This window comes from Chryseobacterium sp. UF-81, from assembly GCF_058245105.1.
This window is the reverse complement of record NZ_JBSIBX010000001.1, coordinates 155,380-177,844: the sequence shown is the minus strand read 5'-3', so window position 1 is coordinate 177,844 and position 22,465 is coordinate 155,380. Positions and strand designations below refer to the sequence as shown.

The 22,465-nt window shown below is 37.5% G+C and carries 22 protein-coding genes; 4 read left to right on the top strand and 18 right to left on the bottom strand.

The annotated features are described in order from the left end of the window. Window positions 1–31 precede the first annotated feature (31 nt). Entirely contained in the window at window positions 32–1,456 is a 1,425-nt protein-coding gene (locus tag AC4IFE_RS00900; protein WP_490754147.1) for a beta-helix domain-containing protein, read from the top strand. 188 nt (window positions 1,457–1,644) lie between these two features. Here AC4IFE_RS00900 and AC4IFE_RS00895 read toward each other — a convergent pair whose 3' ends face one another. The 7 genes from AC4IFE_RS00895 to AC4IFE_RS00865 form a co-directional block, all read right to left on the bottom strand. Further along, window positions 1,645–2,883, bottom strand: coding sequence for an amidohydrolase (locus tag AC4IFE_RS00895; RefSeq protein WP_490754145.1), 1,239 nt, complete (start codon window positions 2,881–2,883; stop codon window positions 1,645–1,647). Between the two features lie 83 nt (window positions 2,884–2,966). Continuing rightward, a complete protein-coding gene (locus AC4IFE_RS00890; protein ID WP_490754144.1) occupies window positions 2,967–3,875 on the bottom strand; it encodes an AraC family transcriptional regulator in 909 nt (302 codons plus the stop codon). 200 nt (window positions 3,876–4,075) lie between these two features. Beyond that, window positions 4,076–5,410 (bottom strand): amidohydrolase, encoded by a 1,335-nt coding sequence (locus AC4IFE_RS00885; protein WP_490754142.1) that lies wholly within the window; start codon window positions 5,408–5,410, stop codon window positions 4,076–4,078. A 377-nt stretch (window positions 5,411–5,787) separates the two neighbouring features. Continuing rightward, on the bottom strand, window positions 5,788–7,074 hold the full coding sequence (gene hemL / locus AC4IFE_RS00880) for a glutamate-1-semialdehyde 2,1-aminomutase (protein WP_490754140.1): 1,287 nt from the start codon (window positions 7,072–7,074) through the stop codon (window positions 5,788–5,790). A 74-nt stretch (window positions 7,075–7,148) separates the two neighbouring features. After that, window positions 7,149–8,210, bottom strand: coding sequence for a glucosaminidase domain-containing protein (locus AC4IFE_RS00875; RefSeq protein WP_490754138.1), 1,062 nt, complete (start codon window positions 8,208–8,210; stop codon window positions 7,149–7,151). A gap of 15 nt (window positions 8,211–8,225) precedes the next feature. Further along, window positions 8,226–9,134 carry a 1-aminocyclopropane-1-carboxylate deaminase/D-cysteine desulfhydrase gene (locus tag AC4IFE_RS00870; RefSeq protein WP_490754136.1) on the bottom strand — a complete coding sequence of 303 codons (909 nt, stop codon included), beginning with the start codon at window positions 9,132–9,134 and terminating at the stop codon, window positions 8,226–8,228. 161 nt (window positions 9,135–9,295) lie between these two features. Next, window positions 9,296–9,622: a hypothetical protein gene (locus AC4IFE_RS00865; protein WP_490754134.1), complete on the bottom strand. Its 327-nt coding sequence runs from the start codon at window positions 9,620–9,622 to the stop codon at window positions 9,296–9,298. Between the two features lie 40 nt (window positions 9,623–9,662). Here AC4IFE_RS00865 and AC4IFE_RS00860 point away from each other — a divergent pair, with 40 nt between their 5' ends. The 3 genes from AC4IFE_RS00860 (at window position 9,663) to AC4IFE_RS00850 (ending at window position 12,345) form a co-directional block, all read left to right on the top strand. Continuing rightward, window positions 9,663–9,845 (top strand): C1orf53 family protein, encoded by a 183-nt coding sequence (locus AC4IFE_RS00860; RefSeq protein ID WP_048502239.1) that lies wholly within the window; start codon window positions 9,663–9,665, stop codon window positions 9,843–9,845. Between the two features lies 1 nt (window position 9,846). Further along, the gene (locus tag AC4IFE_RS00855; RefSeq protein ID WP_490754132.1) at window positions 9,847–10,374 is read left to right on the top strand and encodes a DUF4136 domain-containing protein; all 528 of its coding nucleotides are present in this window, start codon (window positions 9,847–9,849) and stop codon (window positions 10,372–10,374) included. A gap of 444 nt (window positions 10,375–10,818) precedes the next feature. After that, entirely contained in the window at window positions 10,819–12,345 is a 1,527-nt protein-coding gene (locus AC4IFE_RS00850) for an endonuclease (protein ID WP_490754130.1), read from the top strand. 76 nt (window positions 12,346–12,421) lie between these two features. On the opposite strand, the gene AC4IFE_RS00845 is transcribed toward AC4IFE_RS00850, so the two are convergent. From AC4IFE_RS00845 to AC4IFE_RS00795, 11 genes are all read right to left on the bottom strand, one after another. Beyond that, window positions 12,422–13,078: a hypothetical protein gene (locus AC4IFE_RS00845; protein ID WP_490754128.1), complete on the bottom strand. Its 657-nt coding sequence runs from the start codon at window positions 13,076–13,078 to the stop codon at window positions 12,422–12,424. A gap of 21 nt (window positions 13,079–13,099) precedes the next feature. Then, on the bottom strand, window positions 13,100–13,495 hold the full coding sequence (locus AC4IFE_RS00840; RefSeq protein WP_490754126.1) for a hypothetical protein: 396 nt from the start codon (window positions 13,493–13,495) through the stop codon (window positions 13,100–13,102). Next, window positions 13,461–14,021 carry a LemA family protein gene (locus AC4IFE_RS00835; protein ID WP_490754124.1) on the bottom strand — a complete coding sequence of 187 codons (561 nt, stop codon included), beginning with the start codon at window positions 14,019–14,021 and terminating at the stop codon, window positions 13,461–13,463. Before AC4IFE_RS00835 ends, AC4IFE_RS00840 begins: the two co-directional genes overlap by 35 nt. Continuing rightward, window positions 14,021–14,803, bottom strand: coding sequence for a hypothetical protein (locus tag AC4IFE_RS00830; RefSeq protein WP_490754122.1), 783 nt, complete (start codon window positions 14,801–14,803; stop codon window positions 14,021–14,023). The genes AC4IFE_RS00835 and AC4IFE_RS00830 overlap by 1 nt, the downstream gene beginning before the upstream one ends. A gap of 62 nt (window positions 14,804–14,865) precedes the next feature. Continuing rightward, on the bottom strand, window positions 14,866–15,657 hold the full coding sequence (locus tag AC4IFE_RS00825; protein ID WP_490754121.1) for a hypothetical protein: 792 nt from the start codon (window positions 15,655–15,657) through the stop codon (window positions 14,866–14,868). Window positions 15,658–15,665: 8 nt separating this feature from the next. Further along, on the bottom strand, window positions 15,666–16,376 hold the full coding sequence (locus AC4IFE_RS00820) for a hypothetical protein (RefSeq protein ID WP_490754119.1): 711 nt from the start codon (window positions 16,374–16,376) through the stop codon (window positions 15,666–15,668). Window positions 16,377–16,383: 7 nt separating this feature from the next. Next, on the bottom strand, window positions 16,384–17,010 hold the full coding sequence (locus AC4IFE_RS00815; RefSeq protein WP_490754118.1) for a hypothetical protein: 627 nt from the start codon (window positions 17,008–17,010) through the stop codon (window positions 16,384–16,386). A gap of 4 nt (window positions 17,011–17,014) precedes the next feature. Beyond that, window positions 17,015–19,837 carry an OmpA family protein gene (locus AC4IFE_RS00810; protein WP_490754117.1) on the bottom strand — a complete coding sequence of 941 codons (2,823 nt, stop codon included), beginning with the start codon at window positions 19,835–19,837 and terminating at the stop codon, window positions 17,015–17,017. An 11-nt stretch (window positions 19,838–19,848) separates the two neighbouring features. Continuing rightward, complete coding sequence (locus AC4IFE_RS00805; protein ID WP_490754116.1) at window positions 19,849–20,337, bottom strand: DUF4280 domain-containing protein; 489 nt, start codon at window positions 20,335–20,337, stop codon at window positions 19,849–19,851. A gap of 2 nt (window positions 20,338–20,339) precedes the next feature. Further along, window positions 20,340–21,377, bottom strand: a complete 1,038-nt coding sequence (locus AC4IFE_RS00800; RefSeq protein WP_490754114.1) for a hypothetical protein — start codon at window positions 21,375–21,377, stop codon at window positions 20,340–20,342. Window positions 21,378–21,393: 16 nt separating this feature from the next. Further along, entirely contained in the window at window positions 21,394–22,434 is a 1,041-nt protein-coding gene (locus AC4IFE_RS00795; protein ID WP_490754113.1) for a hypothetical protein, read from the bottom strand. Window positions 22,435–22,465: the final 31 nt, after the last annotated feature.

Genomic DNA, 22,465 nt, shown 5'->3' with positions numbered 1-22,465 from the left:
TTAAATCTAATAAAAAATAAGTCTTTATAACATGAAAAAAATTGTTTTATACTCTTTAATGCTTGGTACATTAGCAACGACTATTACCGCATGTAGAAATATAGAAGAAGATGGTGAAACTATCGTTCAAAATGGAGGATCAGGTGGCGGAAATACTGAAAACCTGATTCTTTCAGGAAAGATAACTGCTAACCTTACGCTTAAGGCTAATAACACTTATAAATTAAGAGGATTAGTATACGTAACTAACGGAGCTACATTAACTATCGAGCCAGGAACAAAAATTGTAGGTGAGGCTGACAAAAACGGATCACTAATTATTACAAGAGGAAGTAAAATCATGGCAGAAGGAACTGCTTCAAACCCAATTATATTTACTTCAGAGAAGCCAAGTCCTAAAAGAGGAGACTGGGCAGGTTTAGTAATCTTAGGAGCTGCTCCTACTAACGCTTCTTTCAACAACCAGCAAGGAGTTGGGGAGATCGAAGGAGGTATCAACAACACTGAAGGTCTTGGTCTTTACGGAGGAACCAATGCTGCAGATAATAGTGGTATTTTAAAATATGTAAGAGTAGAATATGCAGGGTACGCATTCTTACCAGATAAAGAAATCAACGGAATTACTTTTGGAGGTGTTGGTAGCGGAACTACTGTAGATTATGTAGAAGTTGCTTATGCTAACGACGACAGTTTTGAATGGTTTGGAGGAACCGTAAACTGTTCTCACCTTATTTCTTATAAAGGTCTTGATGACGATTTCGATACTGATAACGGTTTCTCAGGAAAAATCCAGTTCGGTATTGCTGTAAGAGATTCTCAGGTGGCTGACGTTTCAGGTTCTAATGGATTTGAATCTGACAATGATGCTAACGGTTCTACTCTAACACCGAAAACGTCTGCTGTTTTCTCAAATATGACTATCATTGGGCCAATTAACTCTACAAGCACTGCAACCAATGCAGGTTCAATCAACTCCCTGTTCCAAAATGCATTACAGATCAGAAGAAATTCATCAATTTCAGTATTTAACTCTGTTTTCACAGGATTCCCGGTTGGATTGTTTATCGATGCTACAAAAGGTACACCTACAGATGCTAACATCACAGGAAACAGTTTGGTTTTCCAGAATAATATTTTAGCAGGAAATACAACTCCTTTAAAATTCGGACCATCCACTTCTACTCCTACGCCTTACACTTTGGCCGATCTTACAACCTGGTTCAATACAGGGGCGAATTCTATGCTGACATATACTGCTGATGTAAAATTAACCAATGCATGGGCTCCTGCAGGAACTACTCCAAACTTCTCTCCTGCTTCAGGATCACCTTTATTAACAGGTGGTTTATTTACTCACGCTAAATTAACAGGCTGGTTTACACCTGTAGCTTACAGAGGAGCTGTTAAAGATGCCAGTGATACATGGTATGCAGGCTGGACAAACTTTAATTTATAATACATAGTTCAGTCACTATATATACTAGATTAACTATATACTAAGTAACTAGTTTCTTCATATCAAATTTTTAAAAGCCATCAGAATTTTTTCTGGTGGCTTTTTTGTTCAGATAAACCATGAAAAAGCCATCAGAAAATCCAATGGCTTTATTACAAAAAACAAGTATATTAAAAAATATATTTCAATTAATGTCTCCAAAATAAGTTCCCGTCATTCATCAGGGCTTCTATTTTGGATATTCTGGAAACGGCTTCTGCAGAACATGAAGCATCGGCAAATACAACGGAAGCATCATCGCCAGGTTTGGGCCATTGCTGCGTTCCTCTTTCATCCAGCGGAAGAATATTTTGAGTCGCAAACTGAAGTGCTCTTGATAGATCAAATTCTGTTTCATATCCGTATAGCTCAGCAATCAGATTTGCTTTCTGAAGCATATTTCCTGACCCGAAGGTACTCCAGTAGTCCTGCACATTATCATTCCCGATCAGTACGTTCACTCCATATTTTTTCAATACAGGAATCGGCATAACTGTTCCTCTGAAGGGTACGGAAGATGCAATTCCGACTTTCCCTTCTGCCAGTCTTACTGCAATTTTTTCAGTTTCCTTTGGTGAAAGATGCCCCAAAGCGAAAGCATGGCTTACAAATGTTTTTCCCTGAAGATGTGGATTTTCAATTGCTTTATCGATGAGATAATTGATTGTTTTCATCCCAGATTCTCCTGCCTCATGCAGATGAATATCAATACCTTTTTTATGGTCTAAAGCCAGCTGTACCGTGAAATCAATTACCTTCTCAATATTCCCGTCAATACTTAACGGATCAAGACCTCCGATAAAACCTACACTTTTCAGCTGTGCCGCTCCTTTCATCAAAGGGACCGTATCTGTATAATGCAGGCCATGCTGCGGGAAAGCAACAAGTTCAGCTTTAAAAGAATCTTTTTTATGCTCCAGTGCTTTTTCCAGATTCTCAAGTGACTGCAAACCAGAAGTAGGGTCAATATTAAAATGAGCTCTTGCAAAATGAGTCCCGTAATGCTGAAGCAGACTGATCAGCTGCTCTGCTCTTTCCACAGAAGTTTTTAAGAGCTCAGGGATAATTTTCTGCTCATAGGCAATCATATCCTTCACCGTTCTCCGTTTCGGTGAAAGCGCCTGCCAAGGAAGTCCGTATAATGTCTTGTCCAGATGAATATGCATATCTCTGAAGGCGGGAAGCATCAGAAAATCTTTACCATCCAAAGCATCAGAAGCCCGATCATTCGGTTTTACGGATTTGATCTTTCCATCTTCTATTTCAATGCTGAAAAGGTTGGTTTTCGTCCTGATCACTTCTTCATTATCATATTCAAATCCCGTTTCGAGACGGACATTTTTGAGTGAATATGTTCCTTTTGCGGCCAATTGATAGGGAAACTGCATGACTTATCTTTTTAACAGGACAAAGCTACGACCACCCTGTTTCAAAACCGGTGTACCAATTATGCTTTGTGTTGTACAGATTATTATTTGAACTGTGACGGAGTCATTCCCGTCTGTGCTTTGAAAAATTTGGAAAAACTGGCATGATCATAAAAGCCGAGATCGTACACAATATCTTTTACAGACATTTCCGATACTTTTAAAAGGCGTTTTGCTTCCAGCAGGATCCTGTCCTGGATGAGGGATGAAGCAGAAGCATTCAGATTTTTTTTGCAGACAATATTTAAATAATTGGCAGAAATATTAAGCTTTTCCGCATAAAATGAAACCGATCTTTCTGTTCTGAAATGTTCATCGATAAGCTGTAAAAATTTAGAAATTATAGGATTGGAATGATACATTTCAAAATCTTTGAAACTTCCTTCCACCGATTGACTGATCAATAACCCGATCAGTTCGCTCCGCTTCTGAATGATTTCCCAAAAGATATTTTTTTCACTCACTCCTTTCCGGATAGCCTGAAACTCATATAGCAAATCCCGAAAAGTTTCTTCGGAAAGATTAATGACCGGATGATTCTGATAATAGGAAGCTGAAAATCTCAACGAAGGCAGGAAACTCTCAAACCAGTCTCTGCTGATCATCAGCTGGTAACCGACCGTTTCTTTTTCAATCACCCATTGATGCACCTGATCCGGAAAAACCAAATGGATCTGGCTGTTTCCCACTTCATATTCTGTGAAATCAATGGTATGGCTTCCTTTTCCGTGTTCAAAAAGATTAATGATAAAAAAATCATGTTTGTGCGGTTCGTCAATGGAACGCTCCCCATGCAGCTCATTGAACAGCAGATGACAGCCCTGAAGCTGGTTTTCGCTGAACTCCTGAATTCCTAAAACCGGAAAATGATCTGTATGCCCCACCCTGTCTGATTTTCTTTTAAAATTAGTAAAATTTATGCAGGAAATCTGAATGGATGGAGGTATTTTCATCTTAGGCCGGATGTCTTTTACCACAAAAGGCACAAAAGTTTTTTTACACTTTAGTTATTTTAAGTTAAAAGCTTTGAAAAAAGAAGAACACTTAAGCTTTCTGGAAATCTTAGATTTCCATGGTGACTAATATTCGTCGGATCAAAATTCCCCTCCCTTGGAGGGGTGGCGAAAATTCAGAGAATTTTTGACGGGGTGGTCTAATAAACCACATTCCCCTGACAGATTAATGATTCCACATCCGAAATCCTCGACACCACCTCCGCAGAACAACTGGCATTCATCAGTACAAAATCAGCCTTGTCTCCTGTTTTTGGCCATTGCTGCGTTCCTTTGTCATCCAGTGGAAGAATATTTCCTGTTGCCAGCTTCAGGCTTCTTGACAGCAGGAATTCTGTAGAATATCCATACAGCTGTGCCATCAGGTTCGCTTTCTGCAATACACTTCCCGTCCCAAAGGTATTCCAGTGGTCTACAATGCTGTCGTTACCGGTCAGTACGGTTACATTATGTTTGTATAAAGCGGGAATCGGCATTATCAGACCTCCGAAAGGAATAGTAGAAACAATTCCAATCTGGGATTCTGCCAGCTTTTCTGCGATTTCCTCCTGTTTTATTTTATCCAGTTTTGCCAGAATGAAACAGTGGCTCAGATATGTTTTTCCTTTCAGGGAAGGGTTTTCATTAACTTTTTTAATTAAATATTCTACGGTATTCAATCCGGATTCTCCAGTTTCATGGAGATGGATGTCAATTCCTTTTTTATGGTCTAAAGCCAGCTGAACGGTAAAATCAATTGTTTTTTCAATGGCTCCATCAATCGTGAACGGATCCACTCCACCTATAAAATCGATATCCGTCTGGGCTGCTTCCTTAAGATAAGGCACAGAATCTGTATAAAAGACTCCATGCTGGGGAAACGCCACCAGTTCAGCTCCGAAACTTTTCTTTTTATTTTCTAAAGCCTTCTGAAGATTTTTTAATGAATCTAATTTCGATGTCGGTTCTATGTTGACATGGCTCCTTGCAAAAGAAGTTCCCTTGGACTGTAAGAGCTCGATCATTTTTTCGGCTTTAAACGTTGAGCCTTTCAACATTTCAGGAAGTATTTTCTGCTCCAGTGTGATCATTCCTTTTACCCCGCCTGTTCTTTTTCTAACGGCCTGCCATTTATCGCCGTAAAATGTTTTATCAAGATGGATATGCATATCTTTAAATGCAGGAAGCATCAGCATTCCTTTAGCATCCACAGCTTTGGAATTCGGCTGATTCGCAGCTATAGTTTTTATCTTCCCATTTTCAGTCTCGATATAAAACAGATCAGTTTTAGTAGAAACAACCTCTCCTTCTTCATACTCAAAACCGGTTTCCAGACGGACATTTTTAAGGCTTAATTTTCCTTTTACTGAAACATTCTGATCATCAAAAAATGGTGATGCTGACATAATATTAGGTATTAATGTGAGTCCGGCGGCTGCCAGTGCTGAATTTTTTATAAAGTCTTTACGGGATATCGAATTGTGAGAGGTCTTCATTTCCAAACTATTTATACAAAAGTAGAAAGACTGCGAATGATTAAGGTGTATGGTTTATTACAATATCTGTATGATTTATTGGATGGTTTAATTTCTTTTGTCTTGAAACAAAAGAAACAAAAATTCAAGACTGGAATTCTCGGCTAAAAATGAATTCTATTCTCTAAAAATTCTAAAACTCGTGCGGTTACTGTCTATGTTTAGAATCAGGATTTGTTCCGCACTCAAACAGTAGATTTTTTTTAACGTTCATAGAAATCATATTCTTAACGCCTCCACTTCCTATGTTATTTCTAAATACTTAATACTTTTCCGGTGGATATAAAAAAGACCGGATTCTAAAAACCCGGTCTTTTTATAATTTATTTTTTAAATATTTAAGAATAATATTCAAATTTTCTTACTGCTTCAAGTGTCATGTCAATTTCTTTATCCTTGATGGCATCACTGATGAAATATGTTTCGTAGCCACTTGGCGGAAGATATACTCCGTTCTTCAGCATCTGGTGAAAGAAATTATTGAATAAAGAATGGTTGGAAGCCTCTGCTTCATCAAAATTGGAAACCCTGTTGGTATGGAAGAATACGGACATCATAGATCCTTTTCTGTTGATCTTGTGAGCAATTCCTTTTTCATTTAAAATCTTCCCGATCCCGAAATCTAATGTTTCCGCAGTTTTATTGATTCTGTTAAAGAATTCCGGATCATTTTTGATGAGCTGTAAAGTTTTCAATCCGGCTCTCATTGCCAATGGATTTCCGCTTAGGGTCCCGGCCTGATAAACACCGCCTTTTGGAGCTAAATGGTCCATAATTTCATTTCTTCCTGCAAATGCACCAACCGGAAGACCTCCGCCGATCACTTTTCCGTAAGTAACCAGGTCGGCTTTTACATTATACAGCTCCTGTGCTCCTCCAAAAGCGAGTCTGAAACCGGTCATCACCTCATCAAAAATCAATAAAGCTCCGTTTTCATCACAAATTTTTCTCAGGTTCTGAAGGAAATTATTTTCAGGAAGCACACAACCCATGTTTCCGGCAACCGGTTCAATGATGACAGCTGCAATTTCGCCCTGATTGTGACGAAATAAATCTTCTACCTGCTCAAAATCGTTGTAACGTGCTAAAAGAGTGTCTTTAGCTGTTCCTGCCGTTACTCCCGGAGAATTCGGATTTCCGAAAGTAGCTGCACCGCTTCCCGCCTTGATCAGAAATGAATCTGAATGGCCATGGTAACAGCCCTCAAATTTAACGATCTTATCTTTTTTTGTAAAACCTCTTGCCAGTCTTACAGCGCTCATACAGGCCTCTGTACCTGAAGATACCATTCTGATCTGGTCTATATTAGGAACATTGTCTACGATGAACTTTGCAATTTCTGTTTCCAGTTCTGTAGGAGCTCCGAAAGAAAAGCCTTTTTCAGCCTGTATTTTCAGATCTTCAAGAACCTCGGGGTGCGTATGTCCTAAAATAGCAGGACCCCATGAATTGATATAGTCGATATAGGTATTGTCGTCAGCATCCGTAAGGTAAGCCCCTTTTGCCGATTTCATGAATACAGGAACACCTCCTACTGATTTGAATGCTCGAACCGGTGAATTGACTCCTCCGGGAATGTATTGGTAGGCTTCATCAAATAAAGCCGAACTTCTTTGGTATTTCATATTTTAGTTGAGTGTTGAAGTTTACAGCTGATAGTGAATTAAGATACTGCCAACCGGAAACCTGCAACAAAAAATTAGTTTCTGGGCTTTTTATCAATTAAATAAATCAGCTGGCCGGCAGAAGGTTTCTGTCCCTCGTCCATCCTGTTTTTTGCGTATAATTTATTTAATTTGATTCCAAATTTCTGGGCAATATCATGCATATCTTCGCCTGATTCGGCTTTGTAAATGGCTGTATTTCCAGCAGAATTTTTAGATTCAAGAAAGACGATATCATTTTTCTTTAAAACATCACTGTTAAGCTCATTCCATTTGATCAGTCTGCTTTCGCTTACTTTGAATTTGTCTGCAATGAATTTAATGTTAGTATCTTCAGGAATAACAATGTATTTTAAGCCCTCGTTCGGATGGCTTTTGATAAGAATGGAATTTAAGATTTCAGCTTTCGTTTTAATCTTTTCGACTCTTTTCTGTTGCTGAGCATACGAGGTTTGTTTATAAGGGACTTCTACTGTAACAGGATCTTTCGTCTTCTTCACTGTCATTTTTGAAGGTTCCAGCTGAGCCATAAAGGTTCTGTCATCTTTCAGATCCGGGTACATTTTAAGAACGGCATACAGTACTTCTTTGGAGTTGGTATCGTCATACTCGTAAAGTCTGTACCTCTCGATCTTACCAATCAGAATCGAAGCGTAGCGGGGATTGGTTGCATAGCCTGCTTTTTTAAGTCCATGTGCCCACGCTTTGTAGTCTTTCATATCCAGATTAAAAAGACTGGTGTAATATTTTCTTGTTGATAAAAATATGGAATGGTCTTCATAAGACTGTCTGGGATCATCGTACACCCGGAAACATTCATTGGGAGCATCATCTGTATGCTTCATGGTTTTTCCGGTCCAGTCTTCCTTACATTTTATTCCAAAGTGATTTTTGCCTTCCTGAGCCAGCCTGCTCTGTCCGCCTCCGGTCTCCAGGAGACCCTGGGCCAGTGTAATAGAAGCCGGAATTTTATATTTTTCCATTTCTTCTACTGCATATTTAGCAAATTTTTGAATGTACTGGTCTTCAGTCGCCCAAGTCTGGGCCGAGAATGTTGATAAAACTAAAAGGCTTATGATTGAGAAAAGTCTTTTCATGTTTTTCAATTTTACTTATATAATTAAATTTCTATTCTGTTTTTCCAAAAGCAGATTGGCTCCTTCAATACCCTGCAGTCCGCCGGTATGAAAGCACAAGATCCTGCTGTTCTCAGGAAAATATCCTTCATTAATCAGTTCAAAAACTTTCTGCATCATTTTTCCTGTATAAACCGGCTCCAGAGGAATGCCGTACTTCTCTTTAAAATCATTGATAAAACGGATGTTTTCATCTTTTATTTTACCATAACCTCCAAAACATGAATCTATTAGATTAAAATTCTGCCTTGAAGTTAATTCTAAAATTTTATTCCCGAGTGAAGCATCGTCAACTACTTTAAATCCTATAACTTTCTGATCTTCTTTACAAAACTTTGCTATTCCGGCAACCGTACCGCCGGTTCCTACTGCGGTGCAAAGATAGTCAAAATCTTTTGTTTGGTCATTGAGCATCATTTTAACGCCTTCTACGGCATCTTTGTTGGTACCGCCTTCCGGAATTATCAGGGCATCGGGGAACTCTTTATGCAGAAATTCAGTTAGCTTTTCTTTATGCCTGTATTCTTCCCGGGTTACAAATTTCAGGTTCATTCCGTTTCTTTTTGCTAAAAGAAGTGTAGGATTGTCGCGCCATTTATCCTGCAGTTCTTCTCCCCGTATAATTCCCAATGTTGGAATTCCGGACAGGCTTCCTGCCGCTGAAACGGCAGCAATATGATTTGAAAATGCTCCTCCAAAAGTGATGATGTAAGGACTTTCCGGTTTTTTCTCCAGATAGCTGTTGATATTGTAAAAAAGTTTCCAGTATTTATTTCCTGAGATTTGAGGATGGATAAGGTCTTCCCTTTTCATAAAGAGCTTTACATTCTTATCAATAGGTATTTCCTGGATAGGAGTAGATTCTGACGGGGGTTTTAATAGCATTTCTGTTGTTTAACTATTATCTGCAAAATTAGTAAAGATTTGGAATTGATTAGCTATGAATTAAATTTGTGTTTCAAACGTTGGTTTTAGCTAAAGCCGGATGAATGATGGTTTATTTTGCGGGCTAAAGCCCGCCCCTATTGAATTAAGGTGTACATTTATTATAAATATTTCCTGAAATTCCATATTTTCCTGTTCTTCAGGTAATTCAGATTGCTTTCATTTGCATATGCTTCCCTTTCAAATGAGATTCTTTTATAAGCACGGAAGCCATCTTTCAGCTTAAAAAACCAGTAATAATATTCGATGACATAAAAGACATAAAAGAAAATAATGAGCATTTCGAGCTGCTGTCTCAAATGGATTTTTTCGTGATTGATAAGTACTTTATTTTCCTTATCTTCGGGTTTCCTAATGAAGATAAAGGGAAAAAGGGCAATGCCGTTAATTTTTAATTTTTTTAATGGCTTTTGGCATATAATTATCATACTAACAAATATAAAGTTTTTTGACTTAGAGATTTAACTTATGGCCCAATATGACATCAAAGAAGGTGAAGACTTCTACTATAATGAACAGGGGTACAAGGTTTTTACAGAAAAATTCCATCTGAAAAGGGGATATTGCTGTAAAAGCGGATGCAGACACTGTCCTTACGGGTACGATAAAAAGACTGATACATTTATTAAAAACGATAAAAAAAATAAATAAAATGAAAAAATATATTTTTATTTTGTTGGCATCGGCTGCATTAGGCCTTACATCGTGCAGTCCGTTTCAGGTGCGTTCAGATTATGCTGAAACAGCTAATTTTACTACTTACAAAACATATAAAATTAGAATTGACGACCTGAAGCTTAATGACATTGATAAAGACAGGGTTTTAAACGAATTATCGAGACAGCTCCAGAGCAAAGGGCTTCAGTCGGGAGAAAATCCTGATCTGATCGTTAATGTAAAAGCAAATCATAAAAAAGTAACAGATATCAACAACAGTTCTCCTTACGGAATGTGGGGATGGGGCGGTCCTTTCGGATGGGGAGTCGGAATGAGCAGAACATGGACCAGCAATTATAATGAAGGTGCATTAATCGTTGACCTCATTGATTCTAAAACCAATAAACTGGTTTGGCAGGGAATCGGTAGCGGAATTTCTGTGGATTCTCCAAAATCTAAACAGAGACAGATTCCTGAGATCATGGCTGAGATCATGAAAAATTATCCTCCTCAAAGAAAATAATTTAAATCAATTATCAATATATTAAATCCGGTGCAGTTTTTCTGTGCCGATTTTTTTTCGTCCAAAAATAACTGAAAGCTTCAACATCATTAAATTTCTTTTTACCTGTTCTTTTGTCCTGAAACAAAAGAACGAAAAGTTCAAGACTGGAATCTTCCGCTAAAAATTATTTCTATTCTCTAAAAATTCTAAACTTGCGCGATTTCAATATTTGTTTTCAATTCAATATTTTTGTCGCGCTTCAAACAGTAGAATTTTCTTAACGCTCCATCTTCCCAAGTCGGTTAAAATTTCTCTCTAGATACATTGCCTGCCATTGAAGTGAGTCTACAATCATTTGAAGTATTCTGCTCTTACAAAACTGCATGCGCTACATCTTAAAATTAACATTAATGTAATTTTTTATTCGCAAAAATATAGTATTCTTACAGAAATTTTATCTGTATGAAAAAAATTATCTTATTTACTGCAATAGCGGGGCTTGCCAATGCCCAGGCTCCTGCAGGATACTACAATTCAGCAAACGGACTGAGTGGTGCAGCGTTAAAAACGGAATTAAGTTCTATCATCACAAACGGACACCAGGACAAAGGCTACAGCGGACTCTGGACAGGTTATAAAACGACTGATATTGATAAGAACTATGAAAATGATGGCTCTATCATGGATATTTATTCGGAAAGACCTTCCGGCACCGATCCTTACAAATATACTCCAGGTACGAACCAATGTGGCACATACTCTACGGAGGGTAACTGCTATAACAGGGAGCATATTGTTCCGCAGAGTTTATTCAGTGAGGCTGCCCCTATGGTTTCGGACATTCATTTCATCCGGGCTACCGATGGAAAGGTAAACGGGATGAGAAGCAATTATCCTTTCGGAAAGGTGGGTTCAGCTACATTTACCTCTCAAAACGGCTCAAAATTGGGCAGTTCTTCGTCTTCAGGATATGCAGGAACTGTTTTTGAACCGATTGACGAGTTTAAAGGGGATGTGGCAAGAATGATCTTTTATTTCGTAACCCGCTATCAGAGCAAACTTTCTTCTTTTTCTTCAGGAAATATGCTTGGCAGCTCAACATTCCCGGGGCTACAGACCTGGGAGCTGAATGTTCTTCTTGCATGGCACGCTCAGGATCCTGTTTCACAAGCTGAGATCAATAGAAATAATGCCTCTTATACTTTCCAGGGCAATAGAAACCCGTTTATCGACAATCCTGGTTATGTAAGTCAGATCTGGGGCTCCAATCCCGGAACCACTGATCCAGGAACTCCTACTCCGGGTACAGAATGTATCAATGAAGCATTCGGAACAATTCCTACTGCCAGCAGTGCTTCTTATCTAACAAGAACCTGGACGGGCAGCGGTATTTCATGGACTGCTACAGATGCAAGAACTGACCAGACCATCAACAGCCAGGCTATTACGGTAAGAAACGGTTCTTTAACTTCGGGAAGTTCAGCGAACGGTATCGGATCATTAACGGTAACGACTCAGCTTAAGTTTTCGGGAACAAACGGAACTTTTGATGTGAAAGTAAACGGTACAACGGTAGGAACAGTACCTTACAGTGCTACTGCTACCACTACAACAATCGATAATATCAATATCTCCGGGAATGTTACGGTAAGTCTTGTTAACAGCTCATCGAGCAACAGAGTGGCTATTGATGATCTTAAATGGACGTGTTATTCAGGAACTGCCAAGCAGGCTGTAAGAATATTAGCTGATGAAAATGCTGTTCAGGAACTTCAGGTTTACCCTAACCCGATTTCAGGACAGGAAATTTTTGTAAAAGGTGACACCCGTAATATTAAAAAGGCAGAGATCATTAATCTTCAGGGAAAAATCCTTGAGACCATTAACAGTCCTTTTAAAAACGGAAACTCTATTAAGATCAAAAATCTTGAGCAGGGTGTTTATATTTTAAAGCTTGACCAGTCTGCACTGAAATTTATTGTGAAATAAACAGTTTTAATAATAATAAAAAGCCGGTTCAAAAATATTGAACCGGCTTTTTTTATCCGGATTTCCCGTTATCAGTTTATTTCATATAGTTATACCATGGGGATCCCTGCGGAGTCGGGTATTTTAATCCAAAAACAGCATCATTTCTATAGGCATCCTTGGTAACGGTAACATATTTATTTCTTATTCTTCCATCGTCTTCAATGGAAATACTCAGTATTGAATAATTTTCCCCGTCATCCCAGAAAAAAGAAGTGGGATAAGTAAATGAATTTTTCTCACCCTGATTCCATGAAACTTTATCGGGTGAAACTTTTTTAAGCTTTTCAAAAATTGGCTTTACAAGCCTGGCATCTACTGTGGCTTTGTCTGTTACTGTGGCTGTAGGCTTTCCATGCTTGGCAGCTATCTTTTCAACGAATTCTAAAGAATATTTTTCGGCGGCATTGGTATCAATAGCACCAACTTTTCCTTTATATACAGTAATCCTTGTTCCCATTGTGTTATCCAAAGGAATACTGCTATACATCAAGCCCTTGTTTTCATCTGCATAGTATTGTACAACATCCGGCTTGGAGCCTTTATCTTTAAGAAACAGATCTTTGTTTTCAAAATCATACTTCTTCGCATCATCTCCTAAGGAAACGGATGACAGATCGAATGATTTGTTTCCACAGCAGATATTGATCAATACAACGAAAATCAATATTACTACTTTTGTTTTTTTCATCATATTAAATGCTTTTCCTGAAAATTACTGATTATCTTTTTCTTTAATTATTTTAGACCAATCGGTAAACATTTTGGTGATGGTATTGACATTAATCATGCTGAAAAAGAACATTCCTGCGAGTACCGTAAGCCAGCAATAGGCTAGTTTTACTCCATTTTTATCGGTAATAAAAAAAAGGATAAGCATGGCAAGAGATCCGAGTACAAATGTAAACATAAGCGTATACAACAATACATGGATGATGTACATATTGAATTTAAGCTTTCTAAAGATCCATCCTATCAATGCAATTGGAACAAACAGAAGCAGTGGCAGAAACATAGCTCCAAAAATGGTTACCTCCGGGTAATCAGCTATTTTGTCTTCTAATCCGAAAAAGGTATTAAAACTGAACCCCATCATAATGTTTCTCAGCATTTGTTACCTCCAGTAAAGTTTTGTCTTTGTATCCTAGCATTTTCGCCAATATAACATTGGGAAATTCATGAATCCCTATATTATAAAGATTCACACTGTCATTAAAAAATTCTCTTCTGTCTGCTATTTTGTTCTCCAGTTCGGAAACCCTTTTCTGCAGTTCAAGGAAATTAGTATTGGATTTCAGTTCAGGATAATTTTCTGAAACAGCAAAGAATGAAGAAAGTGCTTTTGAAGTCTCATTAGCAAGCTCGGTTCTTTTATCTGCATCAGTACTGTTATTATAAAATGTCCTGAGTTCTGTAAGGCGGGCAAGAATTTTTTCTTCATATTCCATGAAATGTTTGGCAACAGTAACCAGATTGGGAATTTCATCTGCGCGCTGCTTCAGGACTACATCAATATTACCATAGGCTTTATCTACATTAAATCTGAGCATAACCAGCTTATTATAAAGATTGATCAAAAAGCTGATGAGAGCTACTCCCAGCAAAATAAGTAATATGATAGCGACTGTCTGATTCATTATTGTGTAAGAATATAAATAATTATTAAAAGGATGATGGAGCAGGTAAATATAAACGACCTCAGCAATGGCTGATATTTGTTCCAAACATTGATTCCTGATGCTGACGTAATTCCGAGGACTTTATAATGTTCATCTTTTCTAATGAAAGGTACTCCGTTTTTAGAATCGACATAGCCTACCAACAGTATTTTCTGCCCATTTTTTAAAAGGGTTTCTGTATATCTTTTGCTGTTGGTGCTGCTCACATTGGTTTTTCCTAACAAAACAAATTCAATTTTATCCGGCTCTACTTCTATCGTTCCGGTATCATCTGTAACCTGGAAGGCATTGCATTGCGTTTCTCTGTGGACGGTTGTGTATGAAAGCCTACCATCGGAATCTTTGCTGATATTTTCTATGGTATAGTAATATCCGATACAGACTTCATGATCCACCGGAGAGGTCAGCGGCTCTTTCATGATCAGAGTTCCTTCGATCTCTGCCAGACCTTTTGCCACGGAATGGATCTTAGAGGTCGGCAGTGATGACTGCAACCGTAAAAAACGTTTGGCAGCCGTGGGTTTCATGAAGGTAAAAAAAATGAGCACAAAAATCAGTAAAGGAATAAGAATGACAGCCTTTGCTGCATAGGCATCATAATTATTGGCAATTTCAAAAGCATATTCATGCAGCGGCATTTTATCTTTAAAAATTATCCACAGAATAAAATAAATAAAGCATGTGGCTATTATTCCTAAAATGATATATACAATGTATGGTCTTCCTTTTTTAACTCCCATATATTTTGCTCTAAACACCCAGTAAAATCTCTGAATATTATTCCTGCATTTCTTTCTTTTTTCTAAATGATTTCAAATTCTTCTTTTCCCTGTGGGATATGAAACATCAGTTCCAGCATCAGCTCTTCACCGGTTTGTTGATTATAAAGGAAAAATGCAGGTTCCCCATTTAATTTTTTATAGGTGGCCAGTTTTCCGTTACCATAGATTTTTAAAACCCTATCTTCCTGCAGCGGCATCATTTTAAAGCCATTATTAAAATCTTCTAATAAGCTGTTCAGTCTTGCTTTTGCATCTTCATCGCTTAAATACATGGATAAAGCCATATTTTTTTCACGATTCTTTATCATTTCAAAGTAAGGTTCATATTGTTTTGAGCTGATAAGACTGCTTATTTTTTTGTATGCCGAATCCAGTTTGGCAGCAAGGTAAGAATTATCTTTTGAAATTGACAGCAGATCACGGCTCTGCTCCCATTTTATCATCTCATAAGGAATTTCAGCCTGAAAGGATGATTTGTGATGTAATGAAGGCAGCTTCTTTGCAGTCTCTTTTTCTGAAAACTGAAAATTACCGCAATCTTTTTCATGGACAAACTTATCATTAAAAACGTCAAATAACTTAACGGTATATTGAAAGGCTGTCCTTGAATCTATATACTGTTCTCCTGCGACCGGCAGAAGCTTAATTTCAATTTTCTGCTCACCGGAACTGCTTATTCCAAAATTAACAGGAACATTGGGAGACATCTGTCCTTCAGTTTCCAGGGCAATAACAGGGATGTCATTCACCAGAATTTCGAATTTGCAGTAAACAGCAGTAAAATCAATGGTATAATAAGGTTCTTTAGCCATTATGGTTATTATTTATTATAAAACATATCGAGACTTCGGTAAGAAATCCATTCTTTATATTTCGGGCTGGTTTTATCTAAAGCAAAGATCTTCAATGTATTTTCATTAGGTTTCTTGGAAAGATTAACGGTGTGGATGGTGAAGAAAGTTGTTTTGGCTTCTTTATCCTCCCAAACCTGTATTGTTTCTTCTATGTGATCTGTTTTGAACTCTCCGTTTTCATCCAGGAAGATCGGCCTTTCTTTGGTGTTTACCTTCTTATCTGAAAAGTCTGCCTTATGGCCTGCTTTTTTTTCAATAGCACTCAGAATGGCATCTGTATTCGGATTGTTCTGCAATACCATTTCGTAGCACCATACTTTTTTATCATTCTTTGAATAAAAAACGGAAACATCATCCGTAGCAGACTGCAGTGTATTACTAAATAACGACAGGTTCAGGTTTTTATCTTTTGGAAATTGAAATTCAACATAATCCACTGAGGTATTAAAATCACCTGAAGCATTGTCATTGGCCGTTAAGCCTATTTCTTTGAGGAAATTTTCCCCGTTGGTTCCGAATTTCAGATCTTTAAAATCCATTTTTCCCTGTGTGCTATTTTCTGTTTTATTGGTAACACTGGTACTGGCTGTCTGGGAAACCAATTTGCCTGTTCCTTTTTCCTGACAGTTCATGAGAACAAAGCTCAAAACAATTTGGCATATAACGATCTTTTTCATTCAACTTTTATTTAGTTTCTTCTTTATTGTATATACTATATGGGTAATTTTCTACCTTTTTATTATTTTTTATCCTGAATTTTAAGTACTCCGAATATTTTGTAGTCTGAGTAGCATTAATGATCAGTGTGGTAAAGTTAGTATTTAAACATAATAGATCCGATTCTTTTGTTTTTTCTCCTTGTATTTCGGCATTTCCGTTATTCAGAATATATAACTTTCCGGAAGTTTCCCAGATGATGTTTCTTTCTGTTTCGTTTCCTTTATCAAAGGCGGGTTTCCCAAGTTTTTCAAGAAGGAGTTTTTCCAGCTCTTCACTTTCTTTCGGGGTATATAGATGGATTTTATATCCGTTTATATTTTTTGAATCTCCTAAAAGTTCAAGGTAATTTTTTCCTGCATAGGTCGCAGAATTACTTTTAATTTCATTTGTGAAAGACTGTCCATACAATATAAAAGCATTCATATCTTTCACCTGATAGGCGGTAAGGCTTTTATCTAATATAGATTTTTTCTCCGTATAGTCGATTCCGCTTAAAATATTTTCTTTTTTTACGGGGAAAAGAACATTGGATAGGTCTTTTTTTGCATTACTGCATGATATAAAGAGAGACATGATTAAAAGTATAAACATATTTTTAATTTTTCTTTTTTTCCCAAAGTAATATTTTGTTATCATAACCTACTAATTCTGCCAAATATTTCATAATATTAAATCCATCAAAAAATGTGCGGGTTCTGTTATAGTTTACCGGAGTCCAGTCTGAGCTTACCTTTTTATAGGTGAATCCAGCTTTTACCATGATTACTACAGTTCCTACACACGGATCTATGCTTAAGCTTGGAATGTAATAAATCCCAGCCGTAGAATCGTATTTTAATTTATGTCCTGAAGTAATTCCCATAGTTGCTCCAGCACTTAATTTCCCTTCCACATGTCCTTCCAGCTCAGGTTTTTTTGTAGTTCCGATAACAACAAACATTCCTTTTAATTCGAGTCCTGACTTTAATTCAACAGTAATGTTTGAGCTCAGATCAAAATTAACTTCTTTATCACCTTTAACGGTACTGAATGAACCATCGATAACACCATCTATTTTTCCTTTCACTTCAAGATCAATGTACATTTTAAAGTTTATGACCACATGTTCTGTTTCGTAACCTTTGCTTGCCCATTCTCTGATCATATTGAAGATTTCGAGAGCAAGCGCATTTCCTGTTCCGGCTGACGCTACAGCAACTCCTGCCTGAACAATTAAAGCTAAAAGGTCAAAAACAATAGCCAGTTCAATCAAAGGTTTTGCTTCGATAAAGAGCATCAGCTTGGTTCCTATGTCAGAATGTGCTTCATTAACATCTGCTTCCCATTCTGCTCCAAAATATAGTGCGGGTGCATTTAGCTTTATTTCAAATGGCAATTTTCTTCCTACTCCTTTGGACACAACACCTTTTGTCTGCGATGTGATTCCCTGCGACATTTTTTTAACGGAAGAAATAATAGAGAAGAGTTTACTGATCTTATCTTTATATTTCAGAGTAAGCTCCGGTTTACAGTAATAGCTTCCATCTTCTTGTTTATCATAAGAAGCTTTAAGCTCAACTCCGAATTCTACATCTGTATATTTTCCTTTCTCTTCATTGGCAAGGCTCAATGCTTTGCCTCGAAGTTCTTTGTGCTTTTCAGGAGTCATTTTTTGCCATTTTATACTTAAGCTGTTGCTCAGGTTGATAAAAAAGGCGAATCTCCACTTTATATCCGGATATGCTTTTATTAATACCGTAGTTCTTTTCTCATTGCTGTAATATCTGCAGGTATGTACGTGCATATGAAACTGATTCGGGCTGGAAGATGCAGGCCAGATATATTGCATAACGGTCATTGTTTGGGCATCAAACCCAACTCCTCCTCCAAAATTATACCTGCTCAGCGGAGCATAGACCTCATAAGGGAATGTTGGTGTCTGAAAGCTTTTTTTTGTATCTCCTTTATCTATTGCCTGCCCTACATCGACGATATAAATTTCTTTTTTATGTTTGTTTTTGGCATCTCTGAAACAGCTATTGGTATCAAAGCCTGTCACATCAATGATAAGTTCTTTTTTCGTGGCTGAAGTAGGAGCTACTACCGCATAATGGATAGTTTGGGCATCGTGGGCATTGAATACAAAAGAGATGTCTACTCTACGGTTGTTTTCGTAATCTTTCTCATTTTTGTATTTGATATTATCTCTTCCCATTTTATCATCTGTAGGATCTACTTCCCCTTTTCCTACCGAGATGATTCTTCTGGGATCCAATCCTCCGTCTGCAAAGAATTTTTTCACTACATCAGCTCTTCTTTGGGAAAGTCCTTTATTATAATTTTCTTTTCCTATAACGCAGGCATAGCCACTGAGATTCATGGTGGCATCTTTGTGCTCGAGAAGGAATTTGAGAACATTATTCAGGATGGCAACTCCATCTTTATCAATGACTGTGGAATCAAATTTATAATAGATTGTTCTCTGAATATGTTCCTGAAGAGCAGCAGATTTTATGAGTTTGACACCATCTCCGTTTTTAAAGACTGTAGCTGTTGTATTGTTGGCTTTCCCATCTTTTGTTTCAGTTTCCGTTATTTTGATGACTTCAAATTTACATGGCTCGAGTCTTGTGGAATTTACATCCGGCTTGTATACTTTTGTCGGGGTCTGGTTTTTGCTGACATTGGCATTGGTGGTAACCACTTTGTTTTTGACATTCAGATAGATAGCATGAAGATCATCACCCAGATTATCTTTGATGTACTTTTTGGAAGCGGAATCTTTTACTTTGACATAAAATTCTTCTACATTCTGGATATTGTCCACATGGGCCATCCATGAGTAGGTATTCTCTATTTTCAAATTGACCTCACCATCTATGACCTGTACATTATTGTATACGTGAACCAGCTTGTCACCTTTTGCAGACTGCTGGTTCCAAAGCTCAATAGTCAGCGTATTTCCATTGAGACCTTCTGTGGCCAGATTAAGATATACGATATGTCCGTAAGAAATATAATTGACTTTATTCTGGTTTTTGATGCTGGTCTTGCTGCCTCTCTGGGTAGTCCATTTACTGGTAACAATTTTTGGTTCACACCAGCCTTTCACATAAAGCCCCACATTATTTTTGGTATCTCTTTTCCCTGAAAAACTGGCTTCAATGTAGAACTGATAACTTCCGCAGTACTGCTTATCAATACTGAATTTATAGCCTGTGGAAGATGGAGCCTGATAGATAATAATTTTGCGGTCGTTGGTCTGTCTCATCCAAATCACAGGCTTCTTTTTATCTTCAGCTGTTGTATCCGGCAGCCATTCTTCTACCTGGAAAGTGACATCCTGATTGGGCATAATCGTAACTCTCTGACCCGGAACAGACATTTTCGGATAATATCTGCCTTTTGTAATCTTTATTTTTTTTACTCCTTTTGCCATTTCTTTATCATTTAGATTACACCATCCTGCCCGCCGTATTCAGGCTGTTCTTTATACATTTCTTCGGAACTGACCAATGGGTTGATCTGCTGCTGTACATCCGGATCAGCATTTTTAAAATTCTGCGGACTGCCTTCTGTTCGCTGGCCATGATCTATGATCTCAATACACGGGGTTCCGGCAATGGCACATACTGCCTTGCTATCTTCCAAAATAATATATCCATTGTTATTGAGCTGTACTTTATCGTAAAAATTCTGCCATTCGGTTACCATAATTTTGCATGGCGGCGGCGGAACTCCCATTTTTGTACAGTTTCCGAAGGTATTTTTTTCAAATGTAGCCGCACCTATTTCTTTTGTGGTTACAATAAGTTTTTTGGAGGCATTTTTATCATTAGCGTATTCTTTCTGGTGTGATAGCACTTTGAGTTTGTCCGGAAGCTGTCCGAACTGGCATTTGCAGATAGCACCCTGTACTACAATATGTTTTTCTGCCATGGCTAAAATTCTTTATTTGAAATTACTACTCTGGTTAAATACTCATTCCCGAATTCCAGACGGACAAAGGATGAATTCATCTTGAAAGTAACAACGGTTAGAGCTTTTTCCGAATTTTCATTCGTATCTCCTACGGTCTGATAAAGCTTTGCATTATACCTTGCAAATTTCTGTTTACATTCTGATGGTGAGCTATCATTGAATACCAGACCATGTGGTAATCCTGATACCATATCCTGCCCGTAATACTGAATAGCATAATATTCCAGACCGGTGCTCATATTTGCGTAGATCATATTGAAATCATCGAAATCCCAGTTGGAATATTTTCCACCTTTGCAGTCTTTGCATTCCAATTCACTTGGACTTACCTGTAAAAGTTTTGTGAAGGTACCGGATGTAGCCGGTAGCGCTATAAACTGTTTCTTCCCGAACAGAGTCTGCAGCTTTTTTGAAGTTTTCTTCTGCTTCGGGTTTTCTGCAACCATATCTGCTGTTGTCACGGCAGTTGTATAGGTGGTAGCCGTACTATCGGCATCTGATACATCGTTATTGTTCGAATGCTCTGAAGGCTTATAGTTTAAAAGAAATTCTTTGATCTCTTTTTCAAGCTTACCGGTGGATTTTGTCAGTTTGGTATCAACTTCTTTTTTAGACCCGCTGTCCGGAACTATTTTCTCAAGAAAAACAGTGATTTTCGTACTTTTGGAAGAGACTTTTTTCATATTGACGTTCCAGATTGCCTGCTGAATAAACTGTTTGGGTTTAGAACCGCTTTTCAATGCCAGATCCAGGTAAGGATTTTTGGTATCTGCATCATATTTCAGATTATAAAGATCAACAGTGGTTGAAAAATCGCTGTCTGATACAGCAGCAGCTTTGGCTTCATCTCTGGTGAAATCATTCTGGAAATAAAAGATGGAGTTTTGTAAGGTCTCAATATCTTTTGGAACATTAAACTCTACTTTTTGTCCAAAATACAGACTAAAGCTCAATATAAAGACGAATATGGATATTTTACGATTTAATTTGGTTTTCATTTTATTATGTTTTCAATTAATCTGTTAAATCAGCAACTCCTACTGATATTTTCTTTTTTTTCTCAAGTTTTATACTGCATTCTAAATACATTGATTTTAAAAGTAAATTTTCTCCGTTCAGATATGCTACTATTCTGAATTTTCCTTCATCATTCATCACCGGGTTATCTTCAATGATCATTGAGAAGGGTGCTTTATTCATAAAATCATACACTGATCTTTCATCATTCAATTTTCCTTCACCTTCTATGTTAACCAAGCCAGTCTCACCTTTCAGCGGATCTGTTTTTAATTTTATTTTATATTTCGGTTCTATAGGGTTATTTACAACAGGGAATCTATCCTCCATTTCTACCTCATAATTTTGACCGAAACTCTGATGCACTCCAAAGAACAGGGTTCTGATGAAATAATCGTCTTTTAAATAAAGACTTACCGCATCCGGTTCATGTATTACTTTTTCTATCTTTTTGCAGTAATTGTCTACTGTTTCTCCTTCAAATTCTTTGTAAAGCTCTTCTTTTACAGCCGGCCATCTTTCTTTAAACACCGAAAGATTTTCTACGGCATTGAATTTCCCCTGTTCATCTACGCTGATCTGTAGCGGGTATAAAACCTTAGAGGTCTTATATGCCAGCAAGTCTGCTATTTCGTTGACTTCTTCTTCGTTCAGATACAGATTGGAAGTTCTGTCTATTTCAAAAAAATGAAGGTTATTTTCCTTTTTCAGCCAACGTACTGATGTTTCGTATTTCAGCTCATTTTTATGATCACCATTTTCAATATTCACGGTAACCCCGTATCTTCTGAATGAGTTTTCCGGCTGAAAGATCAGGCTGTTTGCCCGGCCGAACCTTACCAGGCTGTTTTTATCCGTTACAGCCGTTCTGGGAAGAAAAATTTCTTTCTGCCCTGTGAGCTCTATCAGAATCATGTCTTTTACGTTACAGTTGTTATTATGAAATAACTTTAAAGCATCAGCATCTAAATTGTACAACTGGCTTATGCTTCTTAAGCTCTCTCCTTTCTGAACGGTATGTATATTAAATTTCTGCATAAATGATTCCTGCTTCCGTATTCTCTTTTCT

Bases quoted from the DNA above. Each gene is read 5' to 3' on its own strand.
- AC4IFE_RS00900 (WP_490754147.1), top strand. From the start codon at position 32: ATGAAAAAAATTGTTTTATACTCTTTAATGCTTGGTACATTAGCAACG.
- AC4IFE_RS00895 (WP_490754145.1), bottom strand. From the start codon at position 2,883: ATGCAGTTTCCCTATCAATTGGCCGCAAAAGGAACATATTCACTCAAA.
- AC4IFE_RS00890 (WP_490754144.1), bottom strand. From the start codon at position 3,875: ATGAAAATACCTCCATCCATTCAGATTTCCTGCATAAATTTTACTAAT.
- AC4IFE_RS00885 (WP_490754142.1), bottom strand. From the start codon at position 5,410: ATGAAGACCTCTCACAATTCGATATCCCGTAAAGACTTTATAAAAAAT.
- hemL (WP_490754140.1), bottom strand. From the start codon at position 7,074: ATGAAATACCAAAGAAGTTCGGCTTTATTTGATGAAGCCTACCAATAC.
- AC4IFE_RS00875 (WP_490754138.1), bottom strand. From the start codon at position 8,210: ATGAAAAGACTTTTCTCAATCATAAGCCTTTTAGTTTTATCAACATTC.
- AC4IFE_RS00870 (WP_490754136.1), bottom strand. From the start codon at position 9,134: ATGCTATTAAAACCCCCGTCAGAATCTACTCCTATCCAGGAAATACCT.
- AC4IFE_RS00865 (WP_490754134.1), bottom strand. From the start codon at position 9,622: ATGATAATTATATGCCAAAAGCCATTAAAAAAATTAAAAATTAACGGC.
- AC4IFE_RS00860 (WP_048502239.1), top strand. From the start codon at position 9,663: ATGGCCCAATATGACATCAAAGAAGGTGAAGACTTCTACTATAATGAA.
- AC4IFE_RS00855 (WP_490754132.1), top strand. From the start codon at position 9,847: ATGAAAAAATATATTTTTATTTTGTTGGCATCGGCTGCATTAGGCCTT.
- AC4IFE_RS00850 (WP_490754130.1), top strand. From the start codon at position 10,819: ATGAAAAAAATTATCTTATTTACTGCAATAGCGGGGCTTGCCAATGCC.
- AC4IFE_RS00845 (WP_490754128.1), bottom strand. From the start codon at position 13,078: ATGATGAAAAAAACAAAAGTAGTAATATTGATTTTCGTTGTATTGATC.
- AC4IFE_RS00840 (WP_490754126.1), bottom strand. From the start codon at position 13,495: ATGCTGAGAAACATTATGATGGGGTTCAGTTTTAATACCTTTTTCGGA.
- AC4IFE_RS00835 (WP_490754124.1), bottom strand. From the start codon at position 14,021: ATGAATCAGACAGTCGCTATCATATTACTTATTTTGCTGGGAGTAGCT.
- AC4IFE_RS00830 (WP_490754122.1), bottom strand. From the start codon at position 14,803: ATGGGAGTTAAAAAAGGAAGACCATACATTGTATATATCATTTTAGGA.
- AC4IFE_RS00825 (WP_490754121.1), bottom strand. From the start codon at position 15,657: ATGGCTAAAGAACCTTATTATACCATTGATTTTACTGCTGTTTACTGC.
- AC4IFE_RS00820 (WP_490754119.1), bottom strand. From the start codon at position 16,376: ATGAAAAAGATCGTTATATGCCAAATTGTTTTGAGCTTTGTTCTCATG.
- AC4IFE_RS00815 (WP_490754118.1), bottom strand. From the start codon at position 17,010: ATGTTTATACTTTTAATCATGTCTCTCTTTATATCATGCAGTAATGCA.
- AC4IFE_RS00810 (WP_490754117.1), bottom strand. From the start codon at position 19,837: ATGGCAAAAGGAGTAAAAAAAATAAAGATTACAAAAGGCAGATATTAT.
- AC4IFE_RS00805 (WP_490754116.1), bottom strand. From the start codon at position 20,337: ATGGCAGAAAAACATATTGTAGTACAGGGTGCTATCTGCAAATGCCAG.
- AC4IFE_RS00800 (WP_490754114.1), bottom strand. From the start codon at position 21,377: ATGAAAACCAAATTAAATCGTAAAATATCCATATTCGTCTTTATATTG.
- AC4IFE_RS00795 (WP_490754113.1), bottom strand. From the start codon at position 22,434: ATGCAGAAATTTAATATACATACCGTTCAGAAAGGAGAGAGCTTAAGA.